Source organism: Leptothoe sp. LEGE 181152 (assembly GCF_032906605.1).
In the GTDB taxonomy this organism is placed as follows: Bacteria; Cyanobacteriota; Cyanobacteriia; order Phormidesmidales; family Phormidesmidaceae; genus Leptothoe; species Leptothoe turfae.
Genome location: NZ_JASATU010000065.1, coordinates 125,012 through 148,595 on the forward strand (window position 1 = coordinate 125,012; position 23,584 = coordinate 148,595).

Annotated in this window: 23 protein-coding genes and 1 pseudogene; 11 read left to right on the forward strand and 13 right to left on the reverse strand. The window is 46.1% G+C overall.

The window, feature by feature from the left end; translation table 11 throughout:
* Positions 1 to 51 precede the first annotated feature (51 nt).
* From QGP82_RS29670 to QGP82_RS29680, 3 genes and pseudogenes are all read right to left on the reverse strand, one after another.
* Positions 52 to 2,022, reverse strand: coding sequence for a CHASE2 domain-containing protein (locus QGP82_RS29670; RefSeq protein ID WP_499061820.1), 1,971 nt, complete (start codon positions 2,020 to 2,022; stop codon positions 52 to 54).
* Entirely contained in the window at positions 2,022 to 2,699 is a 678-nt protein-coding gene (locus tag QGP82_RS29675; protein WP_499061821.1) for a response regulator, read from the reverse strand. Before QGP82_RS29675 ends, QGP82_RS29670 begins: the two co-directional genes overlap by 1 nt.
* 443 nt (positions 2,700 to 3,142) lie before the next feature.
* A pseudogene (locus QGP82_RS29680) lies at positions 3,143 to 3,424 on the reverse strand (ligase-associated DNA damage response exonuclease); the annotation flags it as partial.
* A gap of 244 nt (positions 3,425 to 3,668) precedes the next feature.
* Here QGP82_RS29680 and QGP82_RS29685 point away from each other — a divergent pair.
* Both QGP82_RS29685 and QGP82_RS29690 read left to right on the forward strand, forming a co-directional pair.
* Positions 3,669 to 4,592 carry a LysR family transcriptional regulator gene (locus QGP82_RS29685; protein WP_163667778.1) on the forward strand — a complete coding sequence of 308 codons (924 nt, stop codon included), beginning with the start codon at positions 3,669 to 3,671 and terminating at the stop codon, positions 4,590 to 4,592.
* Between the two features lie 122 nt (positions 4,593 to 4,714).
* Entirely contained in the window at positions 4,715 to 5,449 is a 735-nt protein-coding gene (locus QGP82_RS29690) for a rhomboid family intramembrane serine protease (protein WP_163667781.1), read from the forward strand.
* A gap of 22 nt (positions 5,450 to 5,471) precedes the next feature.
* On the opposite strand, the gene QGP82_RS29695 is transcribed toward QGP82_RS29690, so the two are convergent.
* The gene (locus QGP82_RS29695) at positions 5,472 to 6,173 is read right to left on the reverse strand and encodes a DUF2135 domain-containing protein (RefSeq protein WP_499061823.1); all 702 of its coding nucleotides are present in this window, start codon (positions 6,171 to 6,173) and stop codon (positions 5,472 to 5,474) included.
* Between the two features lie 178 nt (positions 6,174 to 6,351).
* On the opposite strand from QGP82_RS29695, the gene QGP82_RS29700 reads away from it, so the two are divergent.
* Complete coding sequence (locus QGP82_RS29700) at positions 6,352 to 7,170, forward strand: SPFH domain-containing protein (protein WP_163667787.1); 819 nt, start codon at positions 6,352 to 6,354, stop codon at positions 7,168 to 7,170.
* A 102-nt stretch (positions 7,171 to 7,272) separates the two neighbouring features.
* Positions 7,273 to 8,331: a dual-specificity RNA methyltransferase RlmN gene (rlmN, locus tag QGP82_RS29705; RefSeq protein WP_163667790.1), complete on the forward strand. Its 1,059-nt coding sequence runs from the start codon at positions 7,273 to 7,275 to the stop codon at positions 8,329 to 8,331.
* Between the two features lie 63 nt (positions 8,332 to 8,394).
* On the opposite strand, the gene QGP82_RS29710 is transcribed toward rlmN, so the two are convergent.
* The 4 genes from QGP82_RS29710 to pyrH form a co-directional block, all read right to left on the reverse strand.
* On the reverse strand, positions 8,395 to 8,583 hold the full coding sequence (locus QGP82_RS29710) for a hypothetical protein (RefSeq protein ID WP_006515283.1): 189 nt from the start codon (positions 8,581 to 8,583) through the stop codon (positions 8,395 to 8,397).
* A 436-nt stretch (positions 8,584 to 9,019) separates the two neighbouring features.
* On the reverse strand, positions 9,020 to 10,150 hold the full coding sequence (locus QGP82_RS29715) for a geranylgeranyl reductase family protein (protein WP_163671760.1): 1,131 nt from the start codon (positions 10,148 to 10,150) through the stop codon (positions 9,020 to 9,022).
* Between the two features lie 215 nt (positions 10,151 to 10,365).
* Complete coding sequence (frr, locus tag QGP82_RS29720) at positions 10,366 to 10,923, reverse strand: ribosome recycling factor (RefSeq protein ID WP_163667793.1); 558 nt, start codon at positions 10,921 to 10,923, stop codon at positions 10,366 to 10,368.
* A complete protein-coding gene (gene pyrH / locus QGP82_RS29725; protein ID WP_006515286.1) occupies positions 10,910 to 11,638 on the reverse strand; it encodes a UMP kinase in 729 nt (242 codons plus the stop codon). The genes frr and pyrH overlap by 14 nt, the downstream gene beginning before the upstream one ends.
* 124 nt (positions 11,639 to 11,762) lie before the next feature.
* On the opposite strand from pyrH, the gene QGP82_RS29730 reads away from it, so the two are divergent.
* Together QGP82_RS29730 and QGP82_RS29735 are read left to right on the forward strand one after the other, a co-directional pair.
* Positions 11,763 to 12,452, forward strand: coding sequence for a diacylglycerol/polyprenol kinase family protein (locus QGP82_RS29730; protein WP_163667796.1), 690 nt, complete (start codon positions 11,763 to 11,765; stop codon positions 12,450 to 12,452).
* A gap of 401 nt (positions 12,453 to 12,853) precedes the next feature.
* Positions 12,854 to 13,270 carry a bactofilin family protein gene (locus tag QGP82_RS29735; protein ID WP_163667798.1) on the forward strand — a complete coding sequence of 139 codons (417 nt, stop codon included), beginning with the start codon at positions 12,854 to 12,856 and terminating at the stop codon, positions 13,268 to 13,270.
* 106 nt (positions 13,271 to 13,376) lie between these two features.
* On the opposite strand, the gene QGP82_RS29740 is transcribed toward QGP82_RS29735, so the two are convergent.
* On the reverse strand, positions 13,377 to 13,703 hold the full coding sequence (locus QGP82_RS29740; RefSeq protein WP_006515289.1) for an Hpt domain-containing protein: 327 nt from the start codon (positions 13,701 to 13,703) through the stop codon (positions 13,377 to 13,379).
* Positions 13,704 to 14,280: 577 nt separating this feature from the next.
* On the opposite strand from QGP82_RS29740, the gene QGP82_RS29745 reads away from it, so the two are divergent.
* The 4 genes from QGP82_RS29745 to QGP82_RS29760 all read left to right on the forward strand — a co-directional run bounded on the left by QGP82_RS29745 (position 14,281) and on the right by QGP82_RS29760 (position 16,523).
* Positions 14,281 to 14,775: a gamma-glutamylcyclotransferase gene (locus QGP82_RS29745; protein WP_163671761.1), complete on the forward strand. Its 495-nt coding sequence runs from the start codon at positions 14,281 to 14,283 to the stop codon at positions 14,773 to 14,775.
* Between the two features lie 74 nt (positions 14,776 to 14,849).
* The gene (cdf31, locus tag QGP82_RS29750) at positions 14,850 to 15,755 is read left to right on the forward strand and encodes a CDF family zinc efflux transporter Cdf31 (protein ID WP_163667800.1); all 906 of its coding nucleotides are present in this window, start codon (positions 14,850 to 14,852) and stop codon (positions 15,753 to 15,755) included.
* 5 nt (positions 15,756 to 15,760) lie between these two features.
* A complete protein-coding gene (gene pgsA, locus QGP82_RS29755; protein WP_499061824.1) occupies positions 15,761 to 16,285 on the forward strand; it encodes a CDP-diacylglycerol--glycerol-3-phosphate 3-phosphatidyltransferase in 525 nt (174 codons plus the stop codon).
* A 4-nt stretch (positions 16,286 to 16,289) separates the two neighbouring features.
* Complete coding sequence (locus QGP82_RS29760; protein ID WP_499061825.1) at positions 16,290 to 16,523, forward strand: DDE transposase family protein; 234 nt, start codon at positions 16,290 to 16,292, stop codon at positions 16,521 to 16,523.
* Positions 16,524 to 16,539: 16 nt separating this feature from the next.
* On the opposite strand, the gene ctpC is transcribed toward QGP82_RS29760, so the two are convergent.
* From ctpC to QGP82_RS29775, 3 genes are all read right to left on the reverse strand, one after another.
* Positions 16,540 to 17,838 (reverse strand): carboxyl-terminal processing protease CtpC, encoded by a 1,299-nt coding sequence (gene ctpC / locus QGP82_RS29765; RefSeq protein WP_163667807.1) that lies wholly within the window; start codon positions 17,836 to 17,838, stop codon positions 16,540 to 16,542.
* A 374-nt stretch (positions 17,839 to 18,212) separates the two neighbouring features.
* Positions 18,213 to 19,439, reverse strand: coding sequence for a (E)-4-hydroxy-3-methylbut-2-enyl-diphosphate synthase (gene ispG, locus QGP82_RS29770; RefSeq protein ID WP_163667809.1), 1,227 nt, complete (start codon positions 19,437 to 19,439; stop codon positions 18,213 to 18,215).
* Between the two features lie 137 nt (positions 19,440 to 19,576).
* Positions 19,577 to 20,047, reverse strand: a complete 471-nt coding sequence (locus QGP82_RS29775; RefSeq protein ID WP_163667811.1) for a tetratricopeptide repeat protein — start codon at positions 20,045 to 20,047, stop codon at positions 19,577 to 19,579.
* Positions 20,048 to 20,460: 413 nt separating this feature from the next.
* Here QGP82_RS29775 and QGP82_RS29780 point away from each other — a divergent pair, with 413 nt between their 5' ends.
* Positions 20,461 to 21,306, forward strand: coding sequence for an AAA family ATPase (locus QGP82_RS29780; RefSeq protein ID WP_499061898.1), 846 nt, complete (start codon positions 20,461 to 20,463; stop codon positions 21,304 to 21,306).
* 49 nt (positions 21,307 to 21,355) lie between these two features.
* Here QGP82_RS29780 and QGP82_RS29785 read toward each other — a convergent pair whose 3' ends face one another.
* A complete protein-coding gene (locus tag QGP82_RS29785; RefSeq protein WP_499061826.1) occupies positions 21,356 to 23,161 on the reverse strand; it encodes an aspartate kinase in 1,806 nt (601 codons plus the stop codon).
* Positions 23,162 to 23,584: the final 423 nt, after the last annotated feature.

Genomic DNA, 23,584 nt, shown 5'->3' on the forward strand with positions numbered 1-23,584 from the left:
AATATAGACGTATTTATCTTCATGCTAAAAGTATGGATTACTTATATGCAATCAAACGGATGTGGGGAAAACTAGCTGACATAGAAAGCCTCTAGGTTTATTGGGCTTATTAATAAACCTGCCACGAGTTAACTTGGATACTTCCATTCCTATACGAGTACCTTCACCAGATTCAAGCCTCTCATGGTTTGAGCCTGGACCATTATCAGCTACGGTAAGTTCATAGTTATTATTTCTCTGCTTTCCAGTTACGACTAAACGTGTAGCGCCAACTGCATGTTTGCCAACGTTTCCTAAAGCTTCTTCTAAAAATCTACATAGCTTTCGTTTGGCTTCAATACTCAGTTTTTTCGTTTCAACAGGTGCAAACGATATTATTGTAAATTTCAGGTTTGCGAAGCCTAATAATGGTCTTGATAACATAGCGTCATAAACTTCTTGGAATAATTCGTGAAGCGGGATGTCTAAGTCAAATTTGGTTCCAGCATAGCTAACGTCAAGATTGTGTTTGCGATCGCTAGCATCCTGTTTAATGGAGTCACCTATATAACGAATCTCTCGGTTAAGGTCTTCTAAGGTCAAGCAAATCTCATGCAAGTCAATTGTTTCATCACGAGTTCGCCTGAGAAGATTAGCCAACGTCTGTAAAGGGCCATTATGAATAGAGTCAAATACATTCTCAATTGTTTTCTGTCGTTGAGAATCTAACTGTTCAGATAATTGACGTTCCTTTTCAAGGGCTAGATTCCGTTGACTTATTAGTTTTTCCCAGCGACGCTTATTCTGAGCGTAGTTAATGTAAATTAGACCATTTATTGTCGTAGATATGAGTGTTGCAACTAGAGGTAGCCAAAGTCCTACCTGCAATAGTAATAAATAACTTGTTAAGACACTTAAAATAAGTACTGTTGATAAGCAAACGAAGTTAGTTAGTACCTCTTTTGAGAATCTGCTACAGCTAATGCCGAGCATTGAGAATAGTATGATAAATACGTATTGTGTAATTTGATTAGTCAAAATAAGAGGTCTTTGTGATTCAACTGCTTGAACTAATTGACTAATAATATGAGCTTGAATTTCGATGCCGGTCACTATTTGATCATTATCATTCAAACTACTTCTAAATACTCTGGTGAGAGGAACTGCAAATCCCGGTGATAGGCCCTCTAAATTGATGATGATGATTTTATCTTTGATGAGCTCATCCTTGTTTGTTGATTCCAGTAACTCCCTAGCACTGATCACTTCAAAGGGGGCGATCTGACCTCTATAGTTAATCAGGGTTTCAACGCCCTCTATTTCTCGCTCGGTATATCCATAAATAGGTCGGATACGCGGTATCTCAACAGAACCAAAGCGCATAGTGCCTGTATCTTCGAGGCCATTTGCCAACTCAATGGCTTCGCTTTCAGTATTTTGAACTCTGTTTTTGAAATACTCTCGAACTACTTGAACTGGAAAGGAAAATTTGAAGTCATTAGACTCTCCTTGAAACGAAGAGCCTAGTAAAGCTCGACGGACAGTGCCATCTCTATCAAAAATCAGATCGTTGAACCCTACCTGAGTAGATAATTGTTGGCTAGTGAGTCCTGGAATGGGTTCAGCAATGTTGGGGTCGCTATTTTCAACTGTGATCAAGTTGGAATGTTGATTGATAACAGATAGCAGTTCCTGGTGATCGCCTGTGATTCTATACGAAACAATATCGGTGCCCACAACAGTAGGGGCACTGTTAAAGATAGTTTCTAGAACGTTTGCCAGGGAGTCGGCAGTGATCGTATAGCCTTTATCTACAGAGCCTTCCACAAATGGCTGACCAACTTCCACAATGGCAATTTTTTTATCTGGAGCTTCAATGGAAAGCCGGGTATTGAGTATGAAAAATTGATCTAGCACCATCAGCTCCAGGGCGTGGAAAGCTCCTAAAGAACGAGCACTTAGAACAGACAAAATAATTCCAATTCCCCATAGGTTGGTCTTGAGTGTTTCTAAGATTTTTTCCCGATGGATTAGTTTTTTCATCAATCTATTAATCCTTCTGCACGGGCCCGTATTTCAACTAGACTTCGCAAGTTCTTACCACTCTTTTTGTTGAGTTCAGGATCAATTTCTAGAACATCGTAGAGCTTGTTCCAGTAATGACGAATTGTACTGGGTTGTACATTGAGTTCTTGGGCAATAGCTTTATCTTGCAGCCCTTCGTGAAACGCTAACGTGAGTACGTCTAACCATTCAGGTTTCAGTTCGATACCAGCCTGTAAGGTTTTGAGTCCTCTTGTGTAGCTAAAGCCCTTGATGGCACCATCAATGCGCTGAAAGATGTCCTGGCTAGACATGCTTTTATCAACAATGGTAAATCCGCCCTGGTGACTGTCGATTTCTGACCTAACTCTCACTAGAGCTTTAATATAGGTGCTTTGTATAGCAATATTTTGCTCAGGGTAGTTTTTCATAACCTGCCTAAGCAACTCTATGCCGGTTTCAACTTTTGCGTCTTGAGAATAAGCTTTAGGAATAGATAAATCTAAAATAACTAGGATAAAATGATGTTCGGCTAACTTTTCTATAGCTTCCTGGACTGTTTTTGCTGTTAAAAGCTCATAATTTGGATATTGCTGACGCAGGATATCGATAGTGCCGCTGAGTACTACTTGATGATCATCAACAATTAAGATTTTGTCGTTAGGTGTTTCGTTCAATGTTAGGTCCATGATTTATGCTGATTATCTATAGCTGCTGTAGATGCTAAGACAATAATGGTCAGTCGCTTACCATACTCTATTTATTAATGCTGTTTAACACGCATGAAAAGTACAAATCTAGAAATTTTGTTTGTACCGGTTACAGAATACTGAAGAAAAGTCGAGAGGCTTGTTGATTGTGCTTCTGATACGATTTTTGGAGTGTTATCTTGATGATACGCAATTGATGTATAAAAATAGCTAGAGCCCTTTAAAAGGATAAGACTCTAGCTATCAAATGGTTTAAAACTTTCAACGATTCGGATAGATAAATATTTAAGGACTTAAAATGCAGTCGTTAATCTTGGATGCTAACAAACTTCGTGTAGTTTTACATCTAAGAATAGAGGCAGACTAAAATAGCAGTCTTTCTGCTATTTCTAGTGAAAAGAAAAGAGCATTTAACTATCAATTTCCCCTTCAAACAATGTGTTCAGCGGCTGAGCGTTAATGCCTAGCTGCTCCGTTAGATAGCGCGATAACACGTCATTGTGACCATGGGTGACGTAGCCTGTCTTTGCTTGAGTTTGTTTAACCGTTTTGGCCAGACTGGGTCAATCAGCATGATCAGATAAAACCAAGCTTCGTTCGTAGCCACGATGATGGCGGGCTCCCCGCACTGCCATCCATCCAGAGGAAAAGGTTGCTTGGGGAACGCTATAAACCCTCCGGGCGAATGCTGATTAGACCCATGGTTGTCAGCGTTGTTAGCTATTTGCCCAATTTTCTAGTCTATGTCCGGCCAGCAAATAGATCAAATGATCTACTTCACGGGTTGCATAAAAGGTATAGATGAATTTAATCGATTTTATTGAGCACCCTAAGGCAATATTTAATATAGGCCGTATTCATACCTATAGTTTTAGATGACTTTAGGAGCTTTAACTTGGATGCGGTTTTAAGCATCGTCCAATTATTAGGTGCTCCATGGCCGAGAGCAATCCCAATCGACTCAAACTTTCCCAACTCAGGGCACTGGTGGCTATTGCTAAGACCGGTACTTTTAGTGATGCAGCGTTACAGTTAGAGCTATCGCAGTCGGCGGTGAGTCATGCGATCGCAACCCTAGAAACCGAGCTTGGTGTGATCCTTCTTAACCGAGGCCGCCAGGGGGCCGTCCTCACCCCCGTCGGCGAAGCCATCACAGCAGAAGCAGAGCAAGTGATGGACCGACTAGAAAAAATTTGTCAGCAGGCCCAGCTAGCGAAGGGGTTGCAATCAGGTCAGGTGCGCTTGGGGGGCTTCCGCAGTGTGGCCACCCACATTTTGCCAGCGGTGATCGAACGCTTTCGTCAGCAGTATCCCGGCATCAGTGTGACCATTGATGAGTTTAGTCATTACCACCTTGTCGAAGACTATCTACGCCAGGGACGTATTGATATTGGCTTTACTTATTTACCCACCAGTGCCGACTTTGAAGCATGGGAACTGCTGCGGGATGAATATGTGGTGTTATTGCCCCCTGCCGCTAAACCCATGGATGCTCAACTAACCTGGGAGCAATTATTTAAATATCCCTTAATTCAAACACCCCCTGGCGATGGCTGTCGCTACAACATTGAGCAATATTTAACCCGCCATGCTCAATCGATCAACTTTGCCTATGACGTGAGGGAAGATTCCACCATTGTCAGTATGGTAAGGCGGGGGTTGGGGGCAACCATTATGGCGAAGTTAGCCGCTGAACCTATCCCTGACGACATTACCGTTGCGCAGCTACCAGAACCCTTTGAACGGGTAATTGGGGTGGTAACCCTGGTGGATGCGCTACAGCCGCCTTCAGTGTTTGCCTTTTTGGACACCATTAAGGCTGTCTGGGGCGGCAAACCCATTGAACCTAAGGCTGCATAGAGGGATTGCATCTAGGTATGTCACCCCACAAAATGCCAAGAATTCAAAACTTAAAACTCAACATTCAAAACTCATCATTCATCACCGACAATGGGTAGGTAGCCAGCCTATCTAGCGTTTTTGTGGTTCCTTTAAACGACAATAATCCGACTCGCACAACGCCCTATGTGGTGTTTGTGATCATTGCCCTTAATGTTGCGATTTTTTTGTATGAGCTATCTCTTCAAGGCTCAGGAGAAGAGGCGCTTAATCAGTTTTTTACGGTATGGGCGATTGTCCCCGCTGAACTGACAGATAGCTTTGCTGGACGGGCTGCTAATCCCATAGGTGAATGGTTTACCCTGATTAGCTCTCAGTTTCTCCATGGGGGGCCTGCCCATCTGGGGGGTAACATGCTCTATCTATGGATTTTTGGCAATAACATCGAAGACCAAATGGGTCACCGACGCTTCATTCTGTTTTATCTGGCCTGTGGAGCGTTGGCAGGGTTGTCTCAGTGGATTTTCTCGCCAGGCTCGATGATTCCGACATTGGGGGCAAGCGGTGCGATCGCAGGAGTGATGGGAGCCTATATCATTCGCTTTCCTAAGGCCCAAATTCTCACACTGTTGCCTTTATTCTTTATCTTTACAACTGTTCGTATACCTGCGGTCTTTTTCCTAGGCTTTTGGTTTGTCATGCAAGCGTTTAACAGCATTGCTAGCCTGGGTGTCAGCGCAGATATGGGAACAGGCGGTGTTGCCTACTGGGCCCATGCCGGTGGATTTATTTTTGGTGTGGTTTTGGGACCGCTATTGGGTTTGTTTCCAGGGGGACCAGGGGGACGAGGTCCTTCAAACCAAAGCCGTCGTCGTTAGCCATTAGCTAGACCGTGCTTGTCTACAATTCTGGTAGGCCAAAATTAGGCAGCTCTAAATCATCCTTAGGTGCTTCATCGGTTCCTAGATCCGTTTCGTTGGAGCCTGTAACCGGCCCTACCTGAAACGGGTAGTCTACACCCAATCCTTCAGGTTTGCTCATGCCTTCATAGGTTGTTGTCACCCCATCATTCAAAATCGTCAGAGTGTAGGGGACTGCCAGGTTTTCATAGGCGATATTTGCCGCATTGATATCGTTACTGGCCAGATCTTCTAAACTACAGGGGATAGCCAGGGTAACGTAAGCCAAATACTCGCCATCGGGAGCACTGCCTGTGGGCCAGAAGATATTTTCAATCGGAGAGAAATTTTGAGTTTGGCAAAAGCCATTGGCATCTACATCCAGTTGACCGCCTGAAGGCGATGTGGGAGAGCCAAAATCAACAATGCTTCCGGCTGGGTCAACGACGATTAGATCTAGATCATCGCTGGTATTCCAGCGCAACGTCACTTGCACATCACCGGTCTGTAAAACCGGTGCAACATTGCCGTCATTAGGGATGGTACAGAGTACACTCAGGTCATAAAATTCACCATTGCGATCTTGGATATAACAGCCGCTGTGGTCAATTTGGGCTAGAACGCTTGTGGTTGCTGCTTCCCAGAGACTAAGACCTAAAAAGAGTGGGATTGTTTTAAGCGCAGTGGCACCGATCTGTTTCATGATGTGTTGCACTATTAATTTTTCTGACATAAAGACTGTCTTGAGTAGTGCCTTTTCAAGAATTGATGTTACGTGGAGAGCAGGGTATCTCAATTTCCCTACTGTACGCTAGACAGAAACTCAAAAGATGTGTTATCCATGAGCACATTCATCAATCGCCATTGCGTTTCGGTTCCCCATGGGCTCTTCTATTCTCGCTATCCTTTCATTGATCATTATTGGCTACTCGGTTGGTTCTGTGAGGGTTGTCAAAGAAGGCAACGCAGCTTTAATAGAACGTTTGGGTCGTTATCGCTCCACCCTGGAACCGGGGGTTAATTTCATCGTGCCATTGTTGGATGCTCTTGTGATTGAGGATACACTGCGCGAGCAAATTCTAGATATTGAGCCTAGAAGTGCAACGACTCGAGATAACGTCAATGTTGAGATAGATGCTGTCATTTACTGGCGAATTCTTGATCTTGAAAAAACCTACTACGCCATTGAAGATGTAGAAACCGCTATCCAAGAGTTGGTGGTGACAACGCTGCGATCTGAAATTGGTAAGATGGACCTTCAAGAAACCTTTTCTTCCCGAGAAGCCATTAATAAGGCCCTGCTTGATGTATTGGATGAAGCAACTGAGCCCTGGGGTGTAAAAGTCAATCGTGTAGAAGTTCAAGAGATTAAGATTCCATCTGAAGTGGAAGAATCCATGCGGCTTGAGCAGGCTGCTGAGATTGCTAAGCGGGCTGCGATTACTAAAGCCGAAGGTCAAAAAGAAGCCGCTATTCTCGAAGCAGAGGGCAATGTACAGTCGATGCGTTTGATTGCTCAAGCCTTTGATGGGCAGCTAAGTCAGGGCGATATATTAAAATTCTTGATTGCGCAACGCTATGTAGATGCCAATCAGAAGCTGGGTGAGAGCGATAACTCAAAAGTGGTCTTTATGGATCCTCGAGCATTGACTGAAGGCTTGGTGGATCTGATTCAAGAAAATCCTGAGGCAAATAATTAATTAATGACGTTGTCTCAAGGTTGAAAAATTGAGGGTCGACCTAAATCTTCTAAGATATAGTTCCAGAGCATGGGTCTGGACTATTTTTTATTGTGTTTAATCATGGTTTCTACCCTTGATGGTTCACTAACCAATGCGTCAGCTCAGCGTCCTCTTCTGGGGATGAATCAAGCTGAATTGACTGAGTGGGTACAATCCCAGGGGCAGGCGGCCTATCGAGGTAAGCAGTTGCACCAGTGGCTATACGCTAAAGGTGTGCGTTCTTTAACAGACATTACGGTTTTTCCAAAGGCCTGGCGTCAGGGTATGGAAAATGTATGTATTGGGCGTTCTGACATTCACCATCGTTCTATTGCTGCTGATCAAACGGTTAAGTTTCTGTTGCGCTTAGACGATGGGCAGATCATTGAAACCGTTGGTATGCCAACGGACAAGCGTTTGACCGTATGTGTGTCATCCCAGGTGGGCTGCCCCATGGCCTGCGATTTTTGCGCAACGGGTAAAGGCGGGTTTGTTCGTAATTTGGCAACCCATGAAATTGTTGATCAAGTCCTAACCGTACAAGAAGCGTTTGATCAACGGGTCAGTAACATTGTGTTTATGGGGATGGGGGAACCCCTAATCAATGTTCAGAATGTTGTGGGTGCAGTTAAATGCCTTAATCAAGATATTGGTATTGGTCAGCGCAGCATTACTATTTCGACTGTGGGTATTCCGGGGCAAATTCGCCGGTTAGCTCAGTATCGTTTGCAGACAACGTTGGCCGTCAGTTTGCATGGGTCTAACCAGGCGTTGCGCACTCAGTTGATTCCCAGTGCGCAACATTACCCCCTCACCGATTTACTCGATGAATGTCGTGAGTATATTGCTATGACGGGACGTCGCGTCACGTTTGAATATATTTTGCTAGCGGGTTTGAATGACTGTAACGAACATGCGGCTGAGTTGTCACAGCTGTTGCGAGGCTTTCAAAGCCATGTCAACCTAATTCCCTATAATCCTATCGATGAGGTAGATTACCAGCGTCCCTCACGTAAACGTGTTAACCAATTTACCGATAGTTTGAAAGCGGCCGGGATTGCCGTCAGTGTTCGTTACTCGCGGGGGCTGGAAAAGGATGCTGCCTGTGGTCAATTGCGAGCATCCAAAGTGAACGCTTAGCCCAAAGTTATACGGAAAGAGTTTTGCATTTTTTGTGAGTATTTCAAGACATTTAAAGCTCTTTTAATGTGCGATCGCAGCTGTAATCCCTGGTGCATAGGCTTCAATGACTTTGCCAGTTTTTTGGCAAACAATCATCAAGTAGTCACAGCCTGAACATTGAGTCCGAGTTAACTCCTGATCATTCAAATAGTGACGCTCGGCTGACCTTCCACAGTTTGGGCAGTGAATCGTTTGAATCACAGTACTCATAAAGATTGCTAAGTAGGTAGACAGGTCCTAATTATGACAAGTCTCCATGATCGCGACAATGTGTCAAAAGTTACAAGAAGCGCGGGGATCGCTTGATTGAAGGGCGATCCCCGCTGCCGCTAGAGCCTTTGTTCTGACCTATTTTTAGGCGCTTACTACGACCTAAAAAAATAGATAAAACTTAGAGAATTTAAAAAATAAAAGTTATTAAACTTATGAAGAATGTGTTTAGAAGGGATTGTATTGGTGGAATTAATCTAAAGGTTTAATTTATATAATTAGCAGCAAACTATACTGTTTGCCGTATTTACTTGTGAATGGGTATTTTATCTCCTTGTGAATTTACATTTTCATAAGTGAATTTTTATTTTATGCGAAGAATTAATATTTCTGTGTAAATCAGTAAAAGTGACTAGCTAAGTCTAAAAAAGTAAACTTAAGCCCCTCTGCCGGGTAAAAGGCTACCACTGATACGTTTAATGACTCGATTGGCTAGATCTGCGTACCGAATTTCACCAGCTAGTAGTTGACCCAATCGTTTAGTTGCTGTCGGTCGTTTAATGCCAACGCGATAACCAATTTTTTGCATGCGGAAAAATATATTGGCGATCCGGTGACTCCATTGAATGTCGTTGCCCCACTCTTCATGGATAACTTGGCTGTAGTTGGCCAATGCTTTGTTATCGCCATCCAAAGCCTTATTAATGGCTTTAGCGGCCTGAATTCCGCTAAAAATAGCTGGACGAATACCTTCAGCTGTCATGGGATCGACTAAAGCTGCAGCTTCGCCCACTAACAGGGCCTGTTTTGTGTGGAGAGGAGTGTTGCCATTCCAAAGCTTAAGACCATGGGAATAAAGTTGCCCTGCCTCAGCATCGTCACCCAGACCCCTGGCAAAGGTTGCTAAAGACTGTTCGGGATCTTTAAGGTTGTCTCCTAAAAAGCGGGTAATGCCCAAGGAGTGACCCTGATGTTTAGGAAAATTCCAGAGACAACCCTGTTTAACTAACCCAAATTCAAACGCCATGGTTGGATGGGGCTCTGGGGTCGGTAAATCGATTTCCAGCACATAACCCTGACGGACCTTTTCCGATTTGAATCCGAGCCACTTAGCCATGGGGCCATCGGCTCCGTCTGCGGCTATCAAGTACTGGCCTTCATAGGAGCCGTGGTCAGTGTTAACTGTCCACGTTTGATCTTTAAAGCTAATAGACGTAACAGGCGTGCCATCTTTAACGACGACGCCAACCTTAAGGGCCTGGTCAATCAAATATTGGTCAAAGATATCCCGACGTACAATCCACATGGGTTCGTCGGTTTCGAGTTCTGCTTCGATGGGATCATCCAGCTGCCAGGTGTAGCGGATACGACGCAGCTTCTGATCAATCGCAGGGGTGATATCAAAGTCCAACCAGGTGGCAATACTGGGAGCTACAGCACCAGTGCAAGGCTTGTAGCGGGGCAGCGTATGCTTTTCCAGCAGTAACACCGACCGACCCCGCTTAGCCAATTGATAAGCGGTTGTGCTCCCTCCAGGTCCAGCACCCACGACGATACAGTCAAACATCATGCACACCCCATATGCTCCGCTTTATCTGTACTACTAATTGATTGTGGTAATCAGCCTGAAATCAGCCCAACTGATGAGCTGACTGTTTCAGGTGAAAGGCCTCAAATAGTAATGACGCAACTTATTCTAAGCGGCTGTGGTCACCAAATTTTGCATAGGTGACGATCAGGATTGAGATGATTAGGTGCTAAGGATGAACCAATATGGTGCGATTACACCTTCATAATTTCCTTTTCTTTATCGTCTAATGTCTTATCGATGTTCTTAATGTATTGATCTGTTAGTTTTTGTACCTGATCTTGTAAATCGCGGGCTTCGTCTTCAGACAGGTCACCGCTCTTTTCTTGCTTCTTCGCAAAGTCCATGCCATCTCGTCTGACATTACGGATGGCGACGCGACCTTCTTCAGCGTACTTACCAGCTTGTTTAACAAACTCCTTACGACGCTCGGTCGTTAGTGGAGGAATGTTTAACCGAATCACCGATCCATCATTGTTGGGAACTAACCCAACGTCAGACAAGGAAATCGCTTTTTCGATTTGACTGAGAATGCTGGCATCATAGGGCTGAATCATCAGCGTGCTCGGGTCAGGGGTGCTAATGTTAGCCATTGACTTCAGGGGGGTAGGGGCACCGTAGTAGTCAACAGAAATACGGTCTAGCAGGGATGCATTAGCGCGCCCGGTGCGGATGGTGTTAAAAGAGCGTTTCGTGGCTTCAACCGCCTTTTGCATCGCCTGTTCTACGTCGTTAATATCAGCTAACTTCACAAGATCCTCCCACAATTGTGCCAATTGGTTCCCCAGTCATGGCCCGTTGAATATTGCCAGCAACAGCTAGATTAAACACCATGATGGGGATGTTGTTATCTTTACACAGTGCAATGGCAGTACCATCCATCACTTTGAGATCTTTAGCCAGAACATGGCTATAGGTCAAACTGGAGTAGCGTTTTGCGTTGGGGTTAGTATTGGGATCAGAATCATAAACGCCGTCTACTTTAGTCGCTTTAAGTAGCACTTCGGCATTAATCTCAGCCGCACGCAGGGCAGCTGTAGTATCGGTTGTAAAGAAAGGATTACCGGAACCAGCGCCAAAAATGACCACTCGATTTTTTTCAAGGTGGCGAATGGCCCGTCGCCGAATATAAGGTTCGGCCATTTCCTGCATAGAAATGGCAGTTTGTACCCGTGTAGGGACATCAATCCGTTCTAGGGCATCTTGCAATGTCATGGCATTCATGACGGTGGCAAGCATGCCAATGTAGTCTGCCGTTGCCCGATCCATCCCGGATGCAGCGCCTTTAACTCCCCGAAAGATGTTGCCACCTCCGACAACAACAGCAATTTGAACTCCTTGAGCAGCAGTGGCTGCAATTTCTTGAGCGATAGCATCTACTATAGTTGGATCAATGCCATAGGCTAGATTGCCCATTAAGGCTTCGCCGCTAAGTTTTAGTAATACTCGCTTGTAGGTATTCCCCATGCGATAGCTTGTGACTGAATTTCCCCATCAAGATAGCAGTCTGAGGTTGATTGGGGAACCGCATTTAGGGAGGATCTAGTGTAGGCTTTACAATCGCGTTGAATGATTATGCGGATGGTAGTGCATGGGGCAATTGGAGGTGGGATTTACAGTCTATAGCTGGCAGGTTGGTTTGGTTTTGGCCTGGTTGTTGCTGATTGGTTCTGTTTCTGAAGGGGCACGGCGCTCGGGATTTGGTCCAGAGATTACCCGTAAGATTGTGCACATTGGAGCAGGCCATGTGATTTTGTTGGCTTGGTGGTTCATGTTGCCTGCTTGGATGGGGGTAGCGGCCTCCGTCGTGTTTGCAGGTGTGGCGTTAGTGTCCTATCGGGTGCCTATTTTGCCAGGAATTAACAGTGTGGGTCGCCGCAGCTGGGGGACTTTTTTTTATGCGGTCAGTATTGGAGGGGTGATGGCCTGGTGTTGGCCTCAAGGGTATCCCTATTTTGGTGTCATTGGCATTTTAATTATGTGTTGGGGCGATGGCCTGGCTGCTTTGGTGGGGCAGCGATGGGGGCGGCATCCCTATGAACTGTGGGGGGAGAAAAAAAGCTATGAAGGTAGCTTAACGATGGCGATCGTAAGTACGCTGATTGTGCTCATTGTCCTCGGCTCGCTTCAAGGGCTGAGCGGGTCGCTGCTGTTGGTGGCCTTAGGCGTTGCGATCGCAGCCACTGCCCTGGAAGCTGTGTCTAAATACGGTATCGATAATCTTACGGTTCCTATCGGTACAACTACTGTATCTCTGATATTAAGCAGCCTGTTAGGCTAATCCCACACAAGTGTTCTAGATAGATTGTTTCAAAAAAAGTCATGGAATGCTTACCTGGGAATTTATGTAGGCCATAGGCCATGCTTTTCGTTCGCGGTGATTGTCTGTGCCTATAGACGAATCTTGCACCCCCCTGTATAAAAAACCAAGTAAACAAATAGCTTGAGCGACAGTCTGAATCAAAAACTGATGCTAGAGTTTAGGCAAGGAAAGGCTTAACTTTTCAGAAGCAGCAGTCTGCTTAGTCGTTGTCCAGCCAGTAGATGGTTAGAGTTTAGAGTTTTGATTGTATGGTTCAATAGCCAAAATTTAGCTTAAGTGTGCATCTGGGGGCCTTACCCCGTGGTAGAGCTTTCATTTTTTACTGCTGTCCAACCGTACGGGTACTGATTACTGTGTTTATGTTCAAGCGAAAGCCAGCGACTAGTTTTACCTATCTCAGCAGAACATGTGAATTAGAGGGCAACGTTCATGCCGAAGGCAAGTTAGTTGTTGATGGCATTGTTCACGGAATTGTTGATATACAGGGAGACCTGGAAATTTCTAAAACTGGCCTGGTAGAAGGCCAGGAGGTGCGTGCTCACGACATTGTGGTTCAGGGTGTACTGAAAGCGCGAGTATTTGCTGAAGGTAAGCTGATGTTAAGCGGTACAGCCCGTTTAGAAGGTGATGTAGTGGCAGGTTCCTTGGAGATAGAACCGGGGGCTTACTACACAGGATACATTGAGACTCGGGAATCACGGACACTACCACCATCACGTGATCTACCAGAACTTTACGGCACCACCGAACCTACTGAGAGTCGTACATCTGCCTAGGTGCAGTCAACGCAGCGTTATTAATAGCCTGAATGCCCAACTGTAGTCCCTGTGACTACAGTTGGGCATTTCAGTGTTAGATAAAATAAATAGTAAATATGATACTCTAACGCGCTAACCGCTTTACTTCTTGGTGTAGCGCTTGTAACTGTCTTATGTGATTGGCCGCATTTTTCAGGTTGCCTTGCTTAGCCAGCATCTCAAGCTTGGCAGCAGTTTTAGACATCCCAGTGGCACCAACGTTTGCGCTGGCCCCTTTGATATAGTGTGCTAGCTCTTGTACAGCGACTGGATTGTCCGTAGAGAGTGCTGTTGTCAGCTGAGTCAGACTATTTTCAGTATCCCCTACAAACATCCTCAAAAGTTCTTTTTCAAAGGCTTTATCTCCTCCAGCAAGCTGTTCTAATTGCTCTAAATCGAAGTTCTTGGCCATGGCTTGTGATGACGTGTTTATACACAGCTTTGTATAGAGAGTAGCTTACTTGCTCGGTTTAGGATTAGTTGCTTTGTTAGGGATTAAGCAAATGCTGTTACTGCTTCAGGAAATGAAGCGATCTAGAAAGCTTGCTCTACATTATTGTTTCCGATTAAATCCTCCTGAGGATCCGCAATGGCAAGTAAATTATCCTGTCTCAAGTATTTCTGCCATTAGCTATCCTTCATTAACCAACTCAATAGAATTGAGCCAACGATCAGCCACAGCCATAGTGGCATTGTTGACAGAGTAGGCGTCAAATGCGCTAGACCATCAATGGCAAAGCATAATGGCAGGCTGATCAGCAGAATGATTAGGCCGACAATGAATGGCATGGATGTGTGGCATGGAGGTTGATAGAACTACTTTCTAAGTCTATAAAATCGTGTGGAATTGTTGTGATTTTCTATTTCCCCAGCCATCTCTGTTAAATTCTTGTCATATTCGTACATTTAAATTTGTAAGTTTTGAGTAAGCTGGCCGAACTTACTGAATTTTCTGAGGTTGATAAGGGAGATTGACTGTGGCAATAACAATGATCCATGGAAACTCTGAGCAGTTTTACTATTTTGCCTATGGGTCATGTATGTGTCCTGTCGATCTCAAGCGCTCTTTGCGGGAAAACACCCATCCCTATGTGATTGGACCAGCCCAGCTAAAGGGCTATCGGCTTGGCTTTTTTCGATACTCGCGCCGTCGTCAGTGCGGTGTTTTAGACATTATGCACACCCCCGGTGCAACGGTGCACGGAGTATTGTACTCATTGCCCTGGCATTTAAGTGCGCTGCTTGATCACCGTGAAGAAGGCTATGTGCACCACCCAGTCACTATCGAATGTCGAGGTAAGACGTTCTCTAACACACGTACCTACACTGTGTTAGAGAAGTTGGGGCATGAGCATGCTCCCAGTGATTGGTATTTTGATGTGGTCATGAGAGGAGCTCTTACCTGTGGTTTACCAGAGTCTTACTGCTGGCAGTTGTTTGCCCATATGCATGGTCTGCAATTGCAGCAGCAGCAAGCAGCTTAGAATTTTAGCGTTAAGCATTACGCCATAGGGGAACGTCCTTCGCTACTATTAAACATGCTGCGGAGAAGTCGTGCATGTCTACTGAAGTATCTGGTGTTAGCTATCGGTCTGAAGTGAGGCAGGTCTTGCTAATCACCCTGCTTCTTAATGTATTGGTTCTGCTTCTCAAGGTACTGGTCGGTTTTTGGACAGGGTCCTTGAGTTTGTTGGCTGATGCGCTGCACAGTGTTACCGATAGTGCCAACAACATTTTGGGATTGGTGACCAATCAGTTAGCCTCTCCAGAGCCTGATCGAGAGCATCCCTATGGCCATCAGAAATATGAAGCTGTCGGTGCCTTAGGGATTGCGGCTTTTTTGGGAATTGCCTGTTTTGAAATTTTGAGAGGTGCGTTTGAACGTTTGTTGATGGGATCTGACCCCGTGATCCTTACCCCTATAGCTCTTTGGCTCATGTTGTTGGTATTGGGCATCAATATCATTGTGGCTGTTTATGAGCGCAGGGTGGGCATGCGTTTGGGTAGCAAACTGCTAATCGCTGATGCGCACCACACGATGAGTGACATCTGGATCACCATTGTTGTCATTGCGGGTCTGATCGGGGTGTGGCGAGGGCTGGGTTGGTTAGATATTGTGATGGCATTGCCGGTGGCAGTGTTGGTGTTGCATAGTGGCTGGGTGGTGTTGTCGGCAAATTTACCCTGGCTAGTGGATGAAATGGCCATTGCGCCAGAGGCAATTCATCGAGAAGTAATGCGAGTACCTGGGGTGTTGAACTGTCATAGCATTGCTTCACGAGGCCTCTTGGGTCGCCAGGTATTTATTGATATGCATTTGATTGTGGAACCCAAAGATGTGGTCAGTGCCCACGATATTACTGAAGTGGTTGAACAGAAACTAGAGAAGGTGTTTGGGCCAATTCGGGTCACCATTCATGTCGAGCCGCCGAACTATCGGGAAGATTATATTAGCTATCGGTGAGCCCCATGAATTTACCTACATGGATTACTGTTTCTCGACTGATGGCGATTCCCTTAGTGTTTGGCTTGCTGGCAAGTCCCTCGCCCTCGACTAGCAATCGTTGGTGGGCAGTGGTTGTGTTTCTGCTAGCGGCTTGTACTGACTGGCTGGACGGTTATTTAGCACGACGTCTTAATCAGGTGACTGACCTGGGAAAGTTTTTAGATCCGCTGGTGGATAAATTATTGGTGCTGGCTCCGTTAATGGTCTTGGTGCAACTAGGAACGGTACCTGCTTGGGGCGTATTTTTGATTTTGGCCCGGGAGTTAACCATTGCCGGTTGGCGTGTAGGGCAGGCGACGATTACAGGAGCCAATATGTGGGGTAAGGTGAAAACAGTGGTGCAGATTGTTGCGATCGCACTCCTGATTTCACCCATATCCCAGCAATATCCTCTACCAGCCCTGAGTATATTCTGGCTAGCTGTAGGATTGACCTGGTGGTCCGGCCTAATCTATCTCACGGCTAGAAAAGTTACGGGTAAGTCATGAACTGATGTCTGTTCAGAAAACTATGGCTGCTGAAACACCTGAAGACACTCAAAATACCCAGGAATCCGATTCCTGGCACGTGATAAAGCAAACTGACGGACACTGTGAAATTTTTAGTCAGGCTGAACTTGCTCAACTAGGTGAGTCTCCACAAATGTGGGGACCATTTGCGAGCCGAGCTGAAGCAATAGCTAAACGTGTGGGGCTAATTCGAGCTGGTAAATGTTTGCCTAAATAGAGAGTGACAGCAGCTTTTAATTAACCGAAACTACTCCAGCATTCGCTGCTTCTCGCTGGCCACGAATGATATCGTTTAAGACTTCAATTGCTTTAGCGTATTGAGGGTCTTCTTCTGTCCCAATCCGTTCACGGTCTTCACTCAGATATTCCCTCTCATCATCACTCAGTTCAACGGTAAAGTCAGGTTCAATGCCCAGGGTATTGATATCGCGACCGCTGGGTGTGAGGTACTTAGCAATGGTCACTGCAATCCCTGACCCATCTCCAAGTCCCCGTACCGATTGCACTAAACCTTTGCCGAAGGTTTTCGTACCCACCAATACCGCTCGATTATTATCCTGTAGTGCTCCGGACAGAATCTCACTAGCACTGGCAGAGCCACCGTCAACCAATACAACCAGGGGCTTATCGGTTAGTGCGCGGTCACTGGCCACATTCTCATCAACGGTACCTTCACGGTTCACGGTTGAAACGATGGTGCCGTCGCTGAGCCACATGCGAGAAATATCAATACTGGAGTAAAGTAATCCACCCGGATTAGAACGTAAATCCATTACGTAGCCAGTCACATCCCGTAGCTCTAGTTCCTGAATCGCCTCACGCATCTCAGAAGCCGCATTTGCACTAAACTGCGTCAGACGAATATAGCCAACACCACCTTCCTGTTCAGGATGATATGCAAAGCGTACAGGATGAATCTCGATGCGGGCACGCACAAGATCAAAGTTTATCTGCTCACCATCACGGATGACCGTTAATGTCACCTCAGAATTCACTGGACCTCGGATCAAATTAACCGCATCGCTTAGATCCATGCCTTCGGTCGATTCTCCGTCAATACCGGTAATAATATCTCCAGAGCGGACTCCTGCCTCAAATGCCGGCGTATCTTCAATGGGAGAAACGACGATGATTTCTTCTGTTTCTTCCTCCTGGGAAATTTGGATGCCCACACCCGTTAGCTCACCCGAAGTGTCAATTTGCATATTGCGGAATTCTTGGGGATCCATGAAGCGAGTATAGGGGTCATCCAAAGAATCCAGCATCTCGCGGATGGCATCATAAGCCGCGGTGCTATCTGTGTAGTCACGGTTGAGATAGTCGTTGCGAATCGCTAGCCAGTCTTGATCGTTGAATGTTTCGTCGACGTATTCGTGATCGATCAGTTGCCAAACTTCATCAATAACCTCTTTCGGGCTCTCTTTAAAGAACGCCTGACTTTGAGACCAGTGAATGCTTGTTCCTGCAACGACAACAGCCATGCTTGCTAGCGCTGCTGCACCCAAAATCAGGCCATGCTTCTTGGTTGCCATAAAAAAGAGATCCAGAACAATAGGACGATACGAAACTAGTCAAACGGCCAAAATAACTAACTCACACCCCTTATCAAATATATAGGCTTTGCTCAACTGCCGCAGGGGGTATAGAAATATTTAGTTATTTTATGCAGCTTAGCAACTCCTCTCGGGAATCGGTAAGTAGATTTAGCAAGGAATCTTAGCTTTTGGCTGGTTAAATGTGCATTGGACTCATGCTCTATGCTCCAAGTTAACAAATGGATATGAGTTGGAGATGAAGTTTTCCTTGAACAGTACTTAAAACATATCCGGGGCTGTCATTTTTTCCTCAGGAAAAAAATGACAGCCCCGAATGCTGTACTCGGTAATTTGTTCTACAGATATGTCACTTATTTGTCCGGCTCTACCCAGCGACCATCACTCTTGATCAGGTTAATTAATTCTTCTACGCCGCTTTCTTCAGGCACACGTTTGATTTCTTCACGCCCTCTATACAGGGAAATATATCCAGGCGTTTTACCCACATAGCCGTAATCAGCATCTGCCATTTCCCCTGGACCGTTAACGATACAGCCCATCACAGCAATATCTAATCCTGTGAGATGGTCAGTTGCAGCGCGTACTTTGTGTAGAACTTCTTCCAGATTAAATAAGGTACGCCCGCAGGATGGGCAGGCAACGTACTCCACCATGGTTTTACGTAAGCCCAAGGCCTGCAAAATGCTATAGCACACTGGGATTTCTTTTTCAGGGGCTTCGGTTAGAGAGACACGGATGGTATCGCCAATGCCTTCGGCTAGGAGAGTGCCAATACCGGCTGTCGATTTAATTCGACCATATTCTCCATCCCCAGCTTCAGTCACCCCCAAGTGCAGCGGGTAGTCCATGTCTAGCTGATCCATGCGTTGAGCCATGAGACGATAGGCGGCCAGCATGACAGGTACCCGTGAGGCTTTGAGGGAAATCACTAAATTATGGAAGTTTAGGGATTCGCAAATACGAATAAATTCCAGGGCCGATTCCACCATGCCTTCAGGGGTGTCGCCATAGGTGAACAACATGCGTTCTGCTAAGGATCCGTGGTTGACTCCAATGCGCATGGATTTGTTTTGGTCCCGTAGGGCAATGACCAAAGGCTCTAGGGTTTCTCTGATTTTTTCACCGATTGCATCAAATTCTGCCTGGGTGTACTCAGTACGGTCATCGCTAGGCTTTTCAAACACGTAAAGGCCGGGGTTGATGCGTACGTTGTCAACGTGTTTGGCAACTTCCAAGGCAATTTTCATGCCGTTGTGATGTACGTCAGCCACCAGAGGCACTGTTTGATAGGTTGCTGCCAGTTTCTCCTTGATGGTTTCCAAGGCTTTAGCGTGGGCTATGCTAGGAACCGTAACGCGCACAATTTCACAGCCAATTTCATGCAGACGGCGAATGGCGGCGACGGACCCTTCAATATCTAGGGTGTCCTCATTGATCATTGATTGCACAACGACGGGAGCTCCGCCGCCAATGATGACGTTGCCAACCGGCACTGGACGCGTTTTGCGACGAATAATTTTGGTATCGAGCAGTTCGTTTAAACCAGTATTTGAAGAAGGGGGCGTCAGGGTTTGCATACGTCGTGAAGCGAATTTTAAAGTTATTGCCTATTGTATTTTGTCAGGGTCTCACAAAATGCAAGTGGTTACTCGCAGTCTGGGCGACATTTCAAAAACACGGTTCACTAGACAGCAACTTTAGATCCACCAGCGCATCAGGTTAATTTGGCCGTACATTCCAAAATTAGCCGTTGATTGATTAAGGAGAACGGCTGAATATCTAGGGTGCGACGAAAGCATTGAATAGCATCTAGATAGTTACCGATGGATGCATGACATAGCCCTAGACCATGGAGTGCGCCAAAGTGGTAAGGGACGAGCTCAAGGGTTTTTTCACAGTCGTTAATAGCCGCTGGGTATTTGCCGAGCATGTAATTCAAAACGGCACGGCGGTTCCATGCTTCGGCAAAGTCAGGTTCAGTCACAATGAGTTCATCGAGAATGGCTTTGGCTTCATCATTCCGCTCTGCTTCTACTAGGGTCTGACTTTCAATCAAACGCTTGGCCCCTTGCATCCCTTTTTGGTGAAACCACATATGCCAGAACTCACCTGTTGCTTGATTGCGAACAGTTTCATCTGAATCTTTTAATGCCTGTAATAGGCGCTCAATGTAGGCAGAATCCATCAGTTAGACAAATCGAGCGGGGGCGAGTGGTCCTGTAAAACAGTGGGTCCTGTAAAGCAGTGGGCCTGGCAAAATAGTGGGATCTCTGAATCAGTAAGTCTGGGAAAACAGACGGTAGCTCCTTAAGTAGTCGAAAGATAACGCTAAGCCTGAATAGTGCGGAAAGCACCTATTGGGTTATGAATAGGCCTAGGGAGGGGACAATAGAGAGTGATATACCCCACTGGGGAATGTTAAGGCAAATGCCGTTGCTCATCTTTGAGATGTTTTTGTAGGTCTTCTCAGTTATCTATCGGCACTTCCTACGTAGAAACATTTTCATAGGGATATCTTTAACAGCAGCATTAGCTAATCTTTATGGGCAGTGTACACGTTATAGCCCATACTCCACTTACAAGGGATCGGTGTCTTTGGTGTCCACGGTAATTCAGGTGCGCCCTCAGCAGTTTGTAAAGACTGCTGCACTTGGCCAGATTATGAAGCGGGCGCTGCGATATTTGCGGTCTGGCTATTCCATTCACTTGGAAGGTCCAACGGGAATTGGTAAAACTACGTTAGCTATGCATTTAGCGGACTGTCGAAAGCGTCCGATGTTGCTAGTTGTCGGTGGTCATGAATTAACTGTTTCTGGTCAGCAAGACTCTTGGCTCAGGCTAGCTTGCGCCGAAGGTTGGACGCTGATCTATGACGAATTTAATCGTTCTCGCCCTGAGCTCAATACGGCTTTGTTATCTGCTTTAGAGGAGCGGATTCTAGTGCTGACTGGTGACCATGGCTCAGAGTATGTTTCCATTCATCCTGAATTTCGAGTGATTTTTACTTCGAATTCGGAAGAATACTATGGTACCTATGGCACCCAAACTGCATTACTGGATCGTTTGATCACCATACATTTGTCGGAACCAGATGTTTTGACTCAGCAGCAGCTGTTAATAGAATTAGCGGGCATTTCTAATGATGCTGCCACTTTGGTGATTAGGATTGTGCAGCAGTTTTTTAGACACGTGGCTCCTGAAGGGCAATTTAGCTTACGTCCTAAGTTGATGATTGCCCAGGTTTGTCAGCGTGAGAGGATCCACATTTCAGCGGATGATGCTGAGTTTCGGCAGGTGTGTCGCGATATTTTGCTTTCCCGGTCCTCTCAACCCACAACGGATGCTAATGAGGTGCTTTGGGAGTTATTTAATCAATTGTCCAAACCCATATCGGTGATTAAACCAGTGGCACCTCATTTGTCGCTGGAGCAAGTGGAGCGTTGATAGAGAAGTTTTTCCTGGGCAAGTGCCACTCCCCATTACTCTCTATCCATTAGGCGGGTACTTTAATTTCTTGACTACCTGCTAGGCCAAAGGCGGTGTGCACAGCCTTTAGGGCATCAATACCGCTATCTTCAGCGACGACGCAGCTAATTTTGATTTCTGAGGTGGCAATCATCTGGATATTGATATCGCTATCGGCCAATGCTTGAAACATTTTTGCAGCGGTGCCGGGTTCGGTCATCATGCCGATGCCGACGGCGCTGACTTTAGCAATGGCCTTATCCAGAACAATTTCACTACTGCCAAACTCGGTCGCGAGAGACTGGAGGACGCCCCTAGCCATGTCCGCATCAGCCTGGGCTACTGTGAAGGCAATATCACGGGTTTGAATGCCGTTGAGTTCGCGACAGCGCTGGGCCTGGATGATCATGTCGACACTGATGCCTCGATCGGCCAGGACTTGGAAGAGTTTGGCTGCCATGCCGGGTTGGTCGGGTACATAGCGTAGAGCCAAGCGAGCTTGGTTACGGTCTAAGGCAACTCCACGAACAGCAGGGCCAGGGACGGTCGCAGTGGCATCTAAGCGGGCGGGTGACTGATTGAGGTCAAAGGCATTACAGAGGGCTGCGATGGTGCGATCGCAATCCTCAGCAGCAATGGTACAACTCACCTTGACCTCAGACGTCGCAATCATTTGGATATTAACCTCTGCGGCTGCCAAGGTGGAGAACATCTTAGCGGCAACACCGGGGCGACCAATCATACCGGCACCAGCAATGCTCACTTTGGCAATTTGGGTATCAGTGACCAAAGCAACCGTATCGCCATCCTCAGAGGTACCTCGCAATGAAGGAATCAGTGATGATGCCAGGTTTTTGGCGTCTTCCAAGACATTCTTTTCAACGGTAAAGGCAATGTCATTGAAGTTCCCTTCGTTGATGGACTGAATAATCAGGTCAACGTTGAGATTTTGCTGAGCCACTTTACCAAATAGCTGGGCCGCTATGCCAGGTCGATCTGGCACCCTGAGCAAGGCTACCTTGGCCTGGTTCGTATCGAACTCGATAGCGTCCACCGGGTGAGCTAGCTCTAACCCTTCTAAGGGGCGTGGCAGTCTGTTCGGGGCGGTAACCTTGGTCCCAGGATCTTCAGTCCAGCTAGAACGCACCACCAGGGTAACTCCGTAGTTACGGGCAATTTCCACGGCCCTTGGATGTAAAACCTTGGCCCCCAGGCTGGCCAGTTCTAACATTTCATCGCAAGTGATATCAGTCATCAGCTGGGCTGATGGCACCAAACGCGGGTCCGTGGTTAAAATCCCTGGAACATCTGTGCAGATTTCACATGCATCCGCTTGTAGGGAAGCAGCTAACGCTACGGCAGAGGTATCTGAGCCACCACGACCAAGGGTGGTAATTTCTAAATCAGGGGCATCACTAATGCCTTGAAAACCAGCAACTACAACGACTTGACCCTGTTCTAAGTGGCGCTTGACTCGCTCCGTTTCAATACGCAGAATACGAGCATGGCTATGACGAGCCTCTGTCACAATGCCAACTTGGGCACCGGTCATAGAAACCGCTGCCTGGCCTCGTTCTTGGAGAGCCATTGTCAATAACGCAATGGATACTTGCTCTCCAGTGGAGAGCAACATATCCATTTCTCGACGACTCGGTTGGCTAGAAATTTCGCTAGCGAGTTTGACCAGGCTATCAGTGGTTTTGCCCATGGCTGATACGACCACGACAACGGAATTGCCTGCCTGTACCGCTGCCTGTACCCGTTCAGCAACGGTTTGGATCCGCTCAACGCTGCCCACCGATGTGCCGCCGTACTTTTGGACGATTAAAGCCATAGTCTATCCCCCTCTCAAACCCACAAACTCAATTTGCCCTCTGAAATATCTGAATAGTTTGTCTCGTCTAAACCATCAGAAAAACATGCGCCTAGCACTGTTTTATAAACCTGGTTAATCAGATTACCAAGTCAAGCCCCGTCTTGGTGCTTCAGACTCATGAATCTGAATGATATGTATTCTTCCGGACGCAACAATATAGAAGCATGTATGTAAATCCCATGACACATTAAAAAACATACTGAGAAGTAAATACGTCATCTGATTTTGGGACTGATTGTGGTAGCTTTCTCAGGCTTTTTTCTTAAAAAGGGAATCTTCAAAATAGGAAAAACCCCTATGTCAGGCCTACTTCATGAGCTGATATATAAATAAACTTTGAAGAAGACCCTGGTTTAGGCGTTCAACTCAGAGATAGACGAT